Raw genomic sequence first — 15330 nt, 5'->3', positions numbered from 1 at the left:
TGGAGGTTATGAGAATGAGCATTACAGACAAATTTGGATCAGCAGTGGGCAATATGTCTCTGGAAAACTCGGAAAAAGCTCGAAAGCTTCTTCTGACAGGATACAGGCTGCAGGAAAAGCGGTTGTTAATCTTCCCGGACAGGGGACTTCCCGCATCAGGACAGTATGCGGCAAGACTGGTTATGCAGAGAATTATCCAAGCACTGGAAAAGCCGGAAAGTGCTGCTATGGTAAGTATTTTTGTGCCGGGTGAACTTCTGACGGCAGCAGGTCTGACTCCCTATTCGGTGGAAGCCTTGTCCTGCTTCATGGCGGGAACCAAATGTGAGCAGACATTTTTAAGAAAGACGGAAGAAGAAGGATTTCCGGAGACCATGTGCTCTTACCACAGAGTATTTCTGGGGGCTGCGCTGACAGGATTGCTGCCAAAGCCCAAATGCATGGTCTATACCAACCTAGCCTGTGATGGAAATATGATGACATTTCCATATTTGAAAGAAACTTATGACATTCCGGGATTTTATATTGATGTTCCCTATGAGAAAAATAAGGACTCTGTTGTTTATGTGGCGGAGCAGCTGCGGGAACTGAAGCATTTTCTGGAAGAAGTTACCGGAAAGAACATTTCCGAGGAGGCTGTCTGTCAGGCAGTTGCCAACAGCCGGAAAGCATCTTCCAATTATCAGCAGCAGTTGACGTTACGGAAAGATCACGATCCGGTTACCACGATTACCAATGAGCTGTATGCGATTTTCATGTGCCATCTGCTGGCAGGGTCAGAAGCCTCTGTCAAATATACGGAAATGCTGTTAAACGATGTGAAAAAAGCGCCAAAGGGCGAAGGACTGCATGTGATCTGGATGCACATCATGCCATTTCTGCAGGCCCCGGTAAAAGAGATCTTTAATTACAGCACGAAAATGCATATCCGCGCCTGTGACTTTGTGGCGGATGGATTTCAGGAGATGCATGAGGAAGATCCTTATGAGGCATTGGCGGAGAAGATGGTCTACAGCATTTATAATGGAAGCGTCAGCCAGAGAATTCAGGCAGCAGAGAAACTTGCCAGAGAAACCGAAGCCGACGGTGGCATCCTGTTCGCCCACTGGGGATGCAAAGGAACTATCGGCGCATCCAGCCTGATTAAGAGTTCACTGGAAAAAGCAGGAATCCCGACCATGATTCTGGATGGTGACGGCTGCAATCCGGCCAATACCAGTGATGGACAGGTGTCCACCAGACTCCAGGCATTTGTGGAAATGCTGGAAGAAGGCAAGGAGGAGAAAGAGTTATGATACATTACGTCTGTAAATACACACCGGTAGAGCTGTTCAAAGGATTTGGCGAAGAATGTGCAGTCCTTGAGGAAATGCCGGAAAATTTTGAAATGTCCGATCAGATCGCCCATGCCAATTTGTGTGGATTTGGAAAATCAGTCATTCAGGCCGTGCTGGAAGGAAAAGCCGACGAGCTGGTCATGGTAAACTGCTGCGATTCCATGCGAAGAGTCTACGATATTGTGAAGAGCACCGGGAAATGCAAATTTCTCTACATGCTGGATCTGCCTCATGAGGACAATGAGTGCGAAAAAGTAAAATTTGCCAGAGCAATCCTCAGACTGAAAGATGCTTATGCAACATATTCCGGAAAAGATTTTAATAAGGAGGCATTTTTTCATTCCTTCCGGAAATACGAAGTGCAAAAGAAACCTTATATCGGAGTCATGGGAGTGCGTGTCAGTGGCTTGATGGAGCAGATGATCGAGGAAAATATCCGGATGGATGTGGAAAATTTCACCTGTACCTGCGGAAGAAAGCTTGCAGTGGTTCCGGAAGAAATACAGAACCTGGATGAAGACGCCCTGTTTCTTGCCTATGCAGATGCCCTTCTCGGACAAATGCCCTGCTTCCGGATGAATAACAGCACCAAAAGAAGAGCACTGTATCTGGACCCGAACCTGAAGGGAATCATTTACCATACCATCAAATTCTGCGACTATTACGGATTTGAATATGCCAGTATTAAAAAGGAAATCAAAGTGCCGCTGCTCAAGATCGAAACAGATTTTACCAGTCAGAGCGCTGGGCAGCTACTCACCAGAATTCAGGCATTTTCAGAGACAGTAGAAGGATCGGAGGATGGAAATTCAGGAAAAGAAATCAGCAAGGAGGCAAGAGAGAAAATGAAGACAGGAGTTTATTATGCAGCAGGAATTGACAGCGGGTCTACCAGTACAGACGTCGTGATTCTCGATCAGGACGGAAAGATCAAATCCACCATGATCATCCCCACCGGCGGCGGAGCTATGATGAGTGCGGAAAAGAGCCTGGATCTGGCAGTGGAAAAAGCAGGTATTCAGAAAGAAGAGATCGTCAGAATCGTCACCACCGGATACGGACGCGCTTATATCGACAGTGGCGATGACAGCGTCACAGAGATCACCTGTCATGCCAAAGGCGCTCACTACCTGAATCCCAATGTCCGTACCGTCATCGATATCGGTGGACAGGACATCAAAGCCATCAGCATCGACGAGAATGGCGCGGTGAAAAATTTCCTGATGAACGATAAATGTGCAGCCGGAACCGGTCGTTTTCTGGAAATGATGGCAAGAACCTTGGGACTTTCCCTGGAAGAAATGAGTACCAAAGGACTGGAATGGAAAGAAAATGTAGTTATTTCCAGCATGTGTACCGTCTTCGCCGAGTCAGAAGTGGTCTCTCTGGTGGCACAGAATAAAGAAGTGGCAGACATCATCCACGGCCTGAATGTGTCTGTCGCATCCAAAGTCGGCGCCCTCGCGGCCCGCCTCGGAAAAGATAACCCGGGCGAATATATGATGACCGGCGGCGTTGCCAAAAACCAGGGCATCATACAGGCACTGGAAGAAAAACTCGGCGCCAAACTCTATATCTGTGACGAAGCACAGCTCTGCGGAGCGCTGGGAGCGGCACTGTTCGCATATGAAGAATGTAAAAATGAGGCGTAATTAGGAATAGAAAACAAAAGGACGCTTGAAATGACAAGCGCCCTAGTGTATAATCAAATCAGAAAGTGAATCGGATGTGACTCCGATTTGCCCTCAGTAAAATTTATATCAAATTTGAAATAGCATCTACTTGGGCGAGTGGGATGCTATTTCTTTTTGTCGAAATGATTGTCTATGTAAGACAGAGCCGCGAAAATTACTAACAACAAAGTTAAGACTTCCATTGTGTTCATAGGGCATCACCCTCCTTTGGAACTAGAGGGCATCTGACATCAGAAAATCACATCCTGCTTTCTGAGTGATTATACAAATAGTATAGCAAAAAAACAAATATAGGTTCAATAAAAATAAGTGATAACATGCAGCAATTACAGAAATGTGGTTGCTGCTTTTTGCTGCCCTTTTTATGGGACAGCTTAAAGTGTAATATATAAGAAAAGCGGAGAACACAACAAAAACAGAGATGCGAAAGGGGTAAATAATATGAGAAAAGATTCAGGGGGCCAGAATTTAATATTAGTTCTTATGGTTGTAGGAGTGCTTTTAGTAATTGGTTCTATCGGAGTAGCATCGGAACCGAAATGTATAGCAGCTGGGTGTAATAATAAACAGTCATCAGGCAGCAGCTACTGTTATCTGCATAAACCATCTAGTGCATATACAGGTAATTCATCTGCGCGTAGCAAATCCTCCTAATCCAGCAACTCGAAATCGTCTGGAAGCAGTAATAGCAGCAACTCTTCTGAAAGTACATCAAGCAGTAGTTCTTCTTATAAGAGCAGTACAAAGAAAAGTACTGGCTATCAGAAGAAAATTACTTATGATTCCAGCGATGATGGTTATGACGACGGTTACGATGATATCTATATGGATGGAGATTACGATTACGACAGATACGATAGAGATAGTGATTATGCAGACGGTGTAGATGATGCAATGGATGAGTTTGCTGAGGATTGGTAAATAAAAAGATACGGCAGTAATAGCGGTTTAGACAGCTGTTACTGCCGTCTTTTAGGTTTACGCCATCAAAGCAAAATGGTATACTTATCATAAATAAACACATGTTTGGAGAGGTGGTATTGGCATGCAGTTACCTTATTCAGATGAGCTAAATATTGAATATCTTGGATGAGTTGGCAAATAGAAGAACATTTATGCTTTTTAATGGGAAGAAAAGTAATAGTGTAAATATGTCACTAGAATTAATTATATGAAGTAATATATGAAACATTGAGGTACGGTGAATATGAAAAAAAATGGTTTAAATTATATAGATCTATTTGCTGGCGCCGGTGGACTTTCAGAAGGATTTATTCAAAGCGGTTATAGACCGGTTGCACATGTGGAAATGAATGAGCATGCAGCAAAGACAATAGAAACAAGAATAGCATATTATTACTTAAAAGATAATGGCAAAATTAAAAGTTATTATGATTATGAAAAAGGAAAAATAACCAGAGAACAACTTTTGGAAAAAATACCCAAAGAGGAACTTAAGACTGTAATTAATAAAGAAATGTCGGAAGCCACAATTAAGGGGATTTTCAACACAATTGATGATATCAAAAGGGAAAAAGAAATTGATAAGATTGATGTAATTATAGGTGGTCCTCCATGCCAAGCATATTCTTTAGTGGGAAGAGCGCAGAGCAGTCATATGATTGTTCCGATGGAAGATGATCCAAGAAATGAATTATATAAGATGTATGTTCAATTTCTTAAGAAGTATAAGCCAAGAATGTTTGTGTTTGAGAATGTGGCTGGGATAAAGACCGCAAGAGGTGGACAGGCATTTAAAAATCTCCAGACATATATGAAACGTGTAGGTTATGAAATTGATTATCATGAGTTGAATGCTCAAGATTTTGGAGTATTACAAAGTAGAAAAAGAGTAATTATAGTAGGTTGGCTTAAAGGCACAGGATATGAATACCCATCATTTGATGTAATTCATAGTAAAGCAGAAGTATGGGATTTACTTAACGATTTGCCAGTGTTAAAGCCTGGTGAAGAGGCTATAGAGCATACAATGACAGATATGCGCAGATTAAAAAAATATGTAAAAGATAATGACATTCGTGTGAAATCGGATGTGTTAACAGGACATATTGCAAGACCACATACTGCACAAGACATTGAAATCTATAAGAGAACAATTGATATGTGGTTTGAAAACGAACAGCATGAACGTTTAAAATATGATGATTTGCCAGAAGATTTGAAAACACATAAAAATAGAACTTCATTCGTAGATCGATTTAAAGTTGTTGAGGGTGATATGGATCATTGTCACACAATACTTGCTCATTTATCGAAAGATGGACATTATTTCATTCATCCAGATATAGAGCAACATAGATCAATTACAGTGCGGGAAGCAGCAAGAATACAGTCGTTTCCGGATAATTATTATTTTGAAGGACCAAGGACAGCACAATTTGTTCAGGTGGGGAATGCGGTTCCGCCAATGATGGCAAAGGTAATAGCAGATAAAATAAAAGAACAATTAGGAAAATAAAATTGGAGGTTTCGCAAATGGGTATTGTTGAAAGTACATATGCTGAATTAAAGCAACAAGAACTGAAAAATAATCCATATAGTTGTTTGCATATGGCTGATATTGACATCAATCCTCATCAGATTGAAGCATTCACATTTGCGCTATCTTCATTAGAGCTTGGTGGAGCAATTCTTGCGGATGAGGTAGGTCTTGGAAAAACTATTGAGGCTGGCTTGGTCATCAAGTATTTGCTATGCAGTGGAAAAAATAAAATACTACTTATTATGCCATCAAATCTGCGAAAGCAATGGCAAGTTGAATTAGAAGAGAAATTTGATATTGATTCATTAATTGTGGATAGTTCTAACTGGGAGGATTATCTCGCAAAGGTAAAGAGTAAACAAGCAGTAATCATTGTTTCCTACCACTTTGCCTCAAAAAGAAAAGCAGAGTTCGGAAAGATAGCTTGGGATTTTTGTGTATTTGATGAAGCACATCGGCTTAGGAATGTATATAAGAATGGTTCAAAGATGGCTAACTCATTATATGAATTAACAAAGGGAATTCCAAAGATTCTATTAACTGCGACTCCTATGCAGAATACTTTACTTGATATATATGGACTTGTTCAGTTTATCGATGATAGAGTTTTTTATAGTAAGCAGATATTTTCCGAAAGATATTTACGAGGAGAAGATTACAATAATTTGAAGGCTTGTTTAGAACCTGTTGTGCAAAGAACTTTACGAAAAGAAGTAGCAGAGTATATCCAATTTTCAGAGCGCAAAGAAATGACAATTGATTTTGAACTATCGCCAATGGAGATAGAACTTTATGTGATGATAAATAATTATCTGAAAAAGGAAATCTTGTATGCTTTGCCAAATTCACACAGAACGCTTATTACATCTGTTATTAGAAAATTGCTTGCATCATCAAGTATGGCAGTTGCAGAAACCTTCAAGGTATTAAAAGGCAGACTTGAAACTTTGAAGGAAACAACTAGAACTGAATCAGCGGATGAAAGTATTGATTTTTTCCTTAGTTTTTTTGATGATGATGAAATAGAGACAGATGATGATAGTAAGCAGGATGAATTATACACAAGAGAAAAGGTAAATGAATTTATTCAGCATGAAATAGATGAGGTAACAGCCATTATTAATAAAGCTGAAAGTATAAAAAGAAATGCGAAGATGACAGCCTTGAAACAGGCGGTGGAGAAAGCTTTTGCATTTCAAGATGAAGCTGGCATAAAACAAAGAATAGTTGTGTTTACGGAATCTATTAGAACGCAACAATACATGTTTGAAGAATTATCTCATGCCGGATATGAAGGCCAGATACTTAAGTTTAATGGTTGTACCAATGATCCTGTTACTAAACAGATTTATAAGGCGTGGAAAGCTAGAAATTATGGAAAGTATGTGGGTAGTAGAAATGTTGAATTGAAGAATGCCATCGTAGAGGCATTTAGGGATGAATACAAGATTTTACTTGTAACAGATTCCGGTTCGGAAGGATTGAATCTTCAGTTTTGTAATACGATTATAAACTATGATCTTCCTTGGAATCCACAGAAGATAGAGCAGCGAATTGGTCGCTGTCATCGTTATGGACAAAAGAACGACGTTGTGGTTATTAATTTGCTTAATACTCAGAATGTAGCAGATAAGAGAGTATATGAAATTCTTTCTGAAAAATTCGAGTTATTCCAAGGCGTATTTGGTGCATCAGATAAAGCTATTGGATTATTAGAAAGTGGAGCAGATTTTGAAAAAAGAGTTACACTTATATATCAGGAATGTAAAACAACATCAGATTTTACAAAGCAATTTAAGGATTTGGAAAAGGAATTAGAAAAGAAAAGAAACAAGAAAATGGATGAACTGAAATCCATATTTACATATAAAACAGAGGAACAACATAAGTCTCATTTTAATATTATCATGAAAGAAATTGCGGAATATGATTCACAGTTTAAGTATTGGAATAGTAGAAGTAAAGAGGAAAATGAGATGTATCCAAAGTACTATGAAACTAATATAGACTTGGAAATTCCGGGAATTCAACACGGATATTTACTTATTGGTGGTTCTTATGTTTGTGAGATTCTTGAAGATGCAGTATTTGAAATAATTGATATAACAGGGAAGATATATGGTGTTTCAGATGAGTTGGCTAGAGATCTTTGCGAAAAATTGCAGGAGCAGTGTTTAGAAGAAAAGACACCAAATAATCAAGAAATCCTTTCATATATTGATAAAGTGGATGAATTTATGCAACAGAAATATGCAGAATCTAAAAGAACAGTTTTGATTGCTAATCAGAAAAAATTGGATAATTGGCTGCAATTAAGAAAAGAGGAATATTTGCTCAGAGTCAAGGATACATCAGAATTAGACGAGCTTAAAGAAAAATATGCAATTGAAAGCGATTTTAGACAGAAGATTGCATTAAAAAAACAAATAGAAATTTTAGAAGAACAGAAACAAAAAATGATAAGGGCATTTCATGATGAAATGTCGACATTGGAAGAAGATGCTGTAAATATGCAGAAGCAGTTTGCAGAAGGTATATTGGTAAAAACACAACTGTTAACAAAGATAGTGATTAAGTTTTAGGAGGCTACCATGGAGAAAAAAGGTAAGTTAGAATTGACATGGGTTGGTAAATATGAGGAAGAGAAACTTGAACCAAGAATATTAATTGAAGATAAATCAAAATCATATGGTGACCCGGATACAGAAAATATGTTGATTCATGGGGATAATCTGTTGGCACTTAAGGCTTTGGAAAATAAGTATACGGGGATGATAAAGTGTATTTATATTGATCCACCATATAATACTGGAGCAGCGTTTGAACATTATGATGATAATTTAGAGCATTCCATTTGGCTAGGAATAATGAAAAAAAGATTAGAAATCCTTCGTAATTTACTTGCCGAAGATGGAACTATTTGGATTCAGATAGATGATGAAGAACAGGCATATTTAAAGGTATTGTGTGATGAAATTTTTGGAAGAAATAATTTTATAAATATGATTTCTGTAAATATGAAGAATGTTGCAGGTGTATCAGGTGGAGGTGAAGATAAGCGTTTAAAAAAGAATTGTGAATATATTCTAGTATATACAAAAGATTATTCTCTACTTCCATTATTTAATGGACCTTATATTTATACTGAAATATCTGAGTTAGTCAATCAGTATCAGAATGAAGGAAAAAGTTGGAAATATACCACAGTTCTAGTGAATCCAGGGGATAAAGAATATTTAGGGTCTACAGTTGATGGTGATGGAAATGAGATAAAGGTATATCTGAGAAAAAATCCTGAAATGATGTCGATTAAACAGATCGCACAGAGAGATGGTATTACTGTTGATGATGCTTATAGTAAATATGGAATAGATATTTTCCAGACAACAAATGCACAATCGTCAATTCGAACAAGAATTATGGATTATCGTTCAGAAATGGGAATTGAAGAAGATTTGATATCAATTGAGTATGTTCCCAAAACAGGTAAAAATCGCGGGAAAGTATATGAACAGTTCTACAAAGGGGATAAGTGTAGATTGTTTGTATGGTTAAGGGATACATCGGAAGTAATAGATGGAAAACTATTTAAAAAGGATTTGCAGGGAACTTATTGGGATATGAATGCTTGGATGAAAAATCTGACTAAAGAGGGAGATGTTGAATTCCCTAATGGTAAAAAGCCCGAGGTACTAATTAGGCAAATATTGGAAATGACAACATCAGAAAACGATTTGATATTAGATAGTTTTTTGGGGTCAGGAACTACGGCAGCTACAGCACATAAACTCAATAGAAGATGGATAGGAATTGAGATGGGAAATCAAGCTTACTCGCATTGTAAAGTTAGACTTGATAATGTAATTGATGGTGAACAAGGAGGGATTTCCAAAGAGGTAGGTTGGCAGGGTGGTGGAGGATATAAATTTTACGAACTTGCGGAGCCATTACTTGTAAAGAATAAAATTCTTCCTGTTTATCAATTAAATCCATCCTATACATGGGATATGGTATGTGAAGCTATTTGCAAGATAGAAGGATTTACCTATGAACCATCTGGGGAGTTTCAAGGACATTCATCAGAGAATCGATTCATACATATCACAGAAGAATTTGTTAATACAAAGTATGTGATGTCGATAATGAAGAACTTAGGGGATAAGCAGAGTTTACTTATCTATTGTAAGAAAAATCAAGCTGACATGATTCTTCCAGAGAATGTGGAAGTGAAAAAAATACCAAAGGATTTATTGGATAAATGTAATTTTGAAAGTGAGGTGCAGGAATAATGAGTTCAGTAGATAAAATCAAATGGGCTATGAGCCTGCGTGATCCTCAGTATGAAGCGCTACAATTCTTTGATGCAATCAGTTCCAAGATTGAGTATAGAACTAGTTCAAAAGCTGAAGCAGAGAAAATAGCATCAGAGAATTGCCAAGATCCACATACAATATCTGTAGATAAGGAATTTGATTTTCCATCATTCTGCTTTGATATGACAACCGGTATTGGTAAGTCCCGTTTAATGGGTGCATGCATTTATTATTTGTACAAGACAAAAGGGTACAAACATTTCTTTATTCTGGCACCAGGAAATACGATTTATGACAAGATGCGTCGAGAGGCGATCCCGGGACATCCAAAATACATGTTTAAGGGACTTGAAGCAGAGATGGGAAGACCCAAAGTTTATGATGGGGAAAATTATTTATCATACCCGGTAAGATATATCCAAGAGGAAATGGTGGTAGAAAAAACATCTGATATTCAGATATTTATCTTTAATATTTCAAAGATTTTTACTAGGGGAGATATCGAATTTAAATTTCACAAGTTTAATGAAAATTTGGGTGGCTCTTTTGCGGATGTGTTACGTTCGTTTGATGACTTGGTTATTTGTATGGATGAAGCGCATCGTTACTATGCCCCAGCATCAAAGAAAGCGATTAATTATCTTAATCCAGTGTTGGGATTAGAATATACTGCTACACCTAAAAGTACAAATAAGAATATTATTTATCACTACGGATTAGAGGATGGAGCTGGGAGGTTTTTGAAGATTCCGGTTGTTATGGGAAGAACAAATACAGCAGGATATTCAGATGATGATATAGAGGAAATGAAGTTGAAAGATGGAATCAAGCTTCATGAGAGACGAAAATCCATCGTATATAAATATTGTATAGACAATCAGTTAGAACAGGTAAAGCCGATTGTTTTGATAGCTTGTAAAGATACAACACATGCTAGAAAAATAAAAGAAAAAATAGATTCTGATGCTTTTTTTGGAGGCCGTTATGTTGGCAAGGTTATTGAAATTGACTCCAGTACAAGTGGTGCAGAGACAGAAGAAAACATTCAGAAATTACTAACCATTGAGAAAAATACCAATCCAATTGAGATTGTGCTGCATGTATATAAGCTGAAAGAGGGTTGGGATGTAAATAATCTGTTTACAATTATCCCTCTTAATGCTGCAAAGAGTGATATATTGGCACTTCAAACTATTGGTAGAGGATTGAGGCTTCCTTTTGGTGAGATAACGGGTATTGAGGAATTAGATACCTTGGATATTGTTGCTCACGATCATTATCGAGAGATTGTGGATGATATCAAGAATAACCCTGTATTTAAGAAGAGAAATCTTGATGAGGAAGATATACCGAACACAAAAACAGTTATGGTAGAGCCAGCAGTTGAGAACCAGCAGATTTCATTATTTGATGAAGCGTTATGCGAAAGTAAAGTGAAATCATACCAAGATTTGAATAATGAAAATGTGGTGGAGAATCTGTTTGCTGAGTATCAGAAAGCATTTGTAAAGAAAGTAGCACCCAAGAAGTCTGAAAGTGATAGTGGACAGATGTCTATTTTTGATTATTTTGCTAACGATGATGAAAAAGAAACAAATGATGGCACAGCATCAGATCACAAAATGACACAGACGGGCATGGGCACTGATGCAGTTGATACATCATTTACTGTACATCAGGGGGATGCTTCATTACAGATTGATTTACAGAAGTCATCTGGCAGTAAGAATGTATTGCCATATGCAAAACAAGAGTTTATCAAGAAAGTTGAAGAGTTAAAGAAAGTTGCTATCTCTGTTCCAAAGATTGGAATTAGCTATAGTTCAACAATTACATTTAAGTCTTTTACTGTTAAACGAAACATTATGGATTTTGATGTTGCGGCATCGAGAATCGAGAGATATGACGCTGTAAATGGTAAGTTGCTGCAAGTGCTGGATGCAGATGCACTTATTGTAGAAAATCCTGAGAATATGCTTGCAGTTTCTTTATTGGAGAGTATTCCGGAGTTTAGTTCTGATGATGCAGAATTTATTCTTGAGGTGGTTGATCAGTATCTCGCATTAATCGAAGGTACGGATGAAGAAAAAAAGAAGATTGTCCGTAGATATGCAACTGTTATAGTAGAGGACTTAAGAAAACAGATATATGCGTCAAAGGAAGAAAGCACTGAGTTTGTATTTAACGTTCAGAAAGACCTTATTGTATTCAAATCATTTGCGAAGAATATGAAGGAAAATGGACGATTGAATTTTAAGAAGGAAGTGCCAGATAAGAAAAATATTAAGCAATATTTGTTTGAAGGATATAAGAAATCATACTATGCAGAGAATGCGTTTGATAGTGATGATGAGAGAAGGTTGTCTGTGGTATTAGAAGAGGATTCAGAAGTTATTAGATTTATAAAGCCACCTTTGAATCAGTTAGGACTATTTTATAAGGCGGCAAAACAGTATAATCCTGATTTCTTAGTAGAGACGGCTGACAAGAAATATATGATTGAAGTGAAGGCTGCAAATCAAACAGATAATGAAGATGTACAGGAAAAAGCAAAGGCTGCAATTAAGTGGTGCGAATGTGCATCGCAGGTGGATGCGGACGGAAAGACTTGGGAGTACCGCCTAGTGCTAGGGGATAAGATTATAGTAGGTAATACATTCAAATATGTAATTGGTATGGCAATTCCTGTTGTAGTAGACGGAGAATAAACGGAGGTTGTAGATGGCTGATATAAAGGATTTTAAACATGCTATTGTTCGACAGAAGATTTTAGATGCAGTACGAAAAGACTTAATAGGACCAACATCAGATTGTGAACAATTGAATGAAGTACCAACGAGTAGTTATATTACGGGATTATTATATCCTGCTGATACAGATGTAACGGAAGATGAAAATTACAATGATGTAGAGTTTACAGAAAAGAATTTCGATGCTGATGGAGAAACTTTGGAGGCAGGAATTTTTGAAGAAGAGGAACCAGAGGATAGAGTAAAAGGTGGTTTTCAGAAGCCGTCATCTATAGGTGTGTCTTTCTATGTCTCTGATGATGTTCAAAAGGTTAATGCTTATATTAATTGGGGAAAGTATTATGCAGAACAGGTGCAGGGTGAAGTAATAGATGAAACCTTAGAAGAAGATGCAGAGAATAAGAAAAAGAAGAAACATACCATATATATTCGTGAGCAGATGAATGATGTTGTGGAAATCGATTTTAATCTGATGGGGCGTTCGAAGCAGATTCCACTTGAGTCCAATGGAAACATCTATATTTATGTTATGAAGATGCAGTTAGACAATGGATACAAGATGGTATCGGTTTATTTGCATAATAATGATAAGTCAGATGGCGATGAAAAAGAATATGCAAAGGTAATGTTCCAGGTGGAGATGCTCATAGCAGATGATTTGACGAGTCCTATTTTTGTACCAGAATATCTCTGTAGAAAAGTTGAATTAGAGGATGAATATTATTATAAAGGCAGACCAGTTTATGCAAGAGGAAGAGGTTGTGCTGCTACTTGGGAAAAGAAAGCAGAAGAGATAAATGCAACTGCTATAAAATCATCATTTATTCCAGATTATGAAATTCCAAGTGTAAGTGCACAGATAGATGATATGCCGGAGCATGCCTTTTCGATGCTTCAGATGGGCTCACCAAAGAAAAAGTCAGAAGTTATTCAGAATCTTCGTACATTGACAGAAATGTATGGAAGTTGGATTACAGATGTATTGACAAACGGCGAAGCTATGCATGATGATAAATTTAAGGAAACAGGTCAGACTATTATTGATAAATGCAATGATGCAAATCGTAGGATGAATGCTGGAATTGATTTGATTGAAAACAATGATAAGGTATATCAAGCGTTTGTATTTATGAATCAAGCAATGTATTTACAGAGAAGTATTACAGCTTTTTCAAAAGATTATGGCAATGGCATTCCTTGCAGCTTAAGAGATTATATGACTGATATGCCAGAAAAAGGAAGAAAGAAAGATCATAGTGAGTGGAGACCATTCCAGATTGCATTTGTGCTTTTGAATTTGTATGGAATTATGGATGGTGAATCACCAGAAAGAGATATTGTTGATTTGTTATATTTCCCTACTGGTGGTGGTAAGACAGAGGCATATTTAGGACTGATTGCTTTTACTATAGCATATAGAAGACTGACAGCGTCAGATGAGACTGATTATGAGAAAGACGGTGGGGTAACAGTATTTTTGAGATATACTCTTCGTTTGCTTACGACTCAGCAGCGAGACAGATTGATGCGTCTTATTGTTGCAATGGAACAACTGCGTGAGAAAAATCAGAGGTTGTATGGAAAAGAAAGAATTACTATCGGATTTTGGGTTGGTGGTAATGTTACACCCAATAAATTTAAAGAATATAGTGATACTGACCAAGTTAAAAAGAAGGAATTTATAAGAAAACTTACAAAACAGATTATTAAATGTCCATATTGTGGTAAGAAAATTACAAGGAATGAATATGAAATTAATGAAAAAGGAAAATCTGTAAAAATTCACTGTGCAGATGATAAGTGTATGTTTTCGGTAAAAACCGGAAGAACCATACCGGTATATCTTGTGGATGAAGAAATATATGCGAAGTGTCCAACTGTTATTATTTCAACAGTAGATAAATTTGCAAGGCTTCCATGGTCAGAGCAGGTTGGATTGTTATTTGGGAGAACCGATAGATATTGTAGTAGATGTGGATATATTGCTATTGGAGAAAAGCATAGGAGAGGACATACTGCAGCTCCGACGATGGGACTGGAAAGGACTGAAATAGTTGACTGTAAGCCTTTCTATCCACCAGAGCTAATTATTCAGGATGAGTTGCATTTGATTACAGGCCCACTTGGTACAATTTATGGTGGATATGAAACTGTTGTAGAAGAAATGTGCTGTATTGAGAAGAATGGAAGGAAGATTCGTCCTAAGTATGTTGTTTCCACAGCAACCATTAGAAATGCTGGGGAACAGATCAAGTTCCTATATGGTAGAAATGAATTTGCACAATTTCCGCCAAGTGGCTTTGATACAAGAGATTCATTTTTTATTAAGGAAATACCGCTTCCGGTTGAAAACTTAGTTGATGCTTCAGAAGAAAAAATTGAAAAAATGATCAGCGAAGGGAAAAAACCATTCCGTCAGTATGTTGGTATATGTGCGAGCGGGCAATCTGTAAAGACAACTCTTATTCGTTTGTATTCGATTATTTTGCAGACAGCATTAGATATAGCAAAGAATCCGGAATATGAGGATTATATTGATCCATATTACACATTGATTGGGTACTTTAATAGTATTCGAGAATTGGGTGGTGCAGTGCGCCTTCTTGACGACGATATAGCAAGCCGTATTCGTGTTGTGAAGAATAAATATAATAGCCCAGAGCAAAGATATCTTAGTTTTGAAGGAAAGAAGGAAATTACATCTCGTATACCATCATGGGAGATTGCATAGGT

General features: G+C 37.4%; 8 protein-coding genes. All 8 read left to right on the top strand.

The window, feature by feature from the left end; all coding sequences use genetic code 11:
- Positions 1 to 14: 14 nt before the first annotated feature.
- The 8 genes from ACZMB2_RS04965 (at position 15) to drmA (ending at position 15328) form a co-directional block, all read left to right on the top strand.
- On the top strand, positions 15 to 1295 hold the full coding sequence (locus ACZMB2_RS04965; protein WP_487595798.1) for a 2-hydroxyacyl-CoA dehydratase subunit D: 1281 nt from the start codon (positions 15 to 17) through the stop codon (positions 1293 to 1295).
- Positions 1292 to 2989, top strand: coding sequence for an acyl-CoA dehydratase activase (locus tag ACZMB2_RS04960; protein WP_487595797.1), 1698 nt, complete (start codon positions 1292 to 1294; stop codon positions 2987 to 2989). The genes ACZMB2_RS04965 and ACZMB2_RS04960 overlap by 4 nt, the downstream gene beginning before the upstream one ends.
- Positions 2990 to 3641: 652 nt before the next feature.
- Positions 3642 to 3917: a hypothetical protein gene (locus ACZMB2_RS04955; RefSeq protein ID WP_487595796.1), complete on the top strand. Its 276-nt coding sequence runs from the start codon at positions 3642 to 3644 to the stop codon at positions 3915 to 3917.
- Between the two features lie 321 nt (positions 3918 to 4238).
- Positions 4239 to 5510, top strand: coding sequence for a DNA cytosine methyltransferase (locus tag ACZMB2_RS04950; RefSeq protein ID WP_487595795.1), 1272 nt, complete (start codon positions 4239 to 4241; stop codon positions 5508 to 5510).
- Between the two features lie 17 nt (positions 5511 to 5527).
- Entirely contained in the window at positions 5528 to 8116 is a 2589-nt protein-coding gene (drmD, locus tag ACZMB2_RS04945) for a DISARM system SNF2-like helicase DrmD (RefSeq protein ID WP_487595794.1), read from the top strand.
- Between the two features lie 9 nt (positions 8117 to 8125).
- Positions 8126 to 9823 carry a site-specific DNA-methyltransferase gene (locus ACZMB2_RS04940; RefSeq protein ID WP_487595793.1) on the top strand — a complete coding sequence of 566 codons (1698 nt, stop codon included), beginning with the start codon at positions 8126 to 8128 and terminating at the stop codon, positions 9821 to 9823.
- Positions 9823 to 12555: a DEAD/DEAH box helicase family protein gene (locus tag ACZMB2_RS04935; protein WP_487595792.1), complete on the top strand. Its 2733-nt coding sequence runs from the start codon at positions 9823 to 9825 to the stop codon at positions 12553 to 12555. The genes ACZMB2_RS04940 and ACZMB2_RS04935 overlap by 1 nt, the downstream gene beginning before the upstream one ends.
- Before the next feature lie 13 nt (positions 12556 to 12568).
- Positions 12569 to 15328, top strand: a complete 2760-nt coding sequence (gene drmA / locus ACZMB2_RS04930) for a DISARM system helicase DrmA (RefSeq protein WP_487595791.1) — start codon at positions 12569 to 12571, stop codon at positions 15326 to 15328.
- The last annotated feature ends 2 nt before the right edge of the window (positions 15329 to 15330 follow it).

The sequence above is a fragment of the Hominiventricola sp. genome, assembly GCF_057604405.1.
The sequence above is the reverse complement of the archived record's forward strand: the minus strand, read 5'-3'. Positions and strand labels throughout refer to the sequence as shown.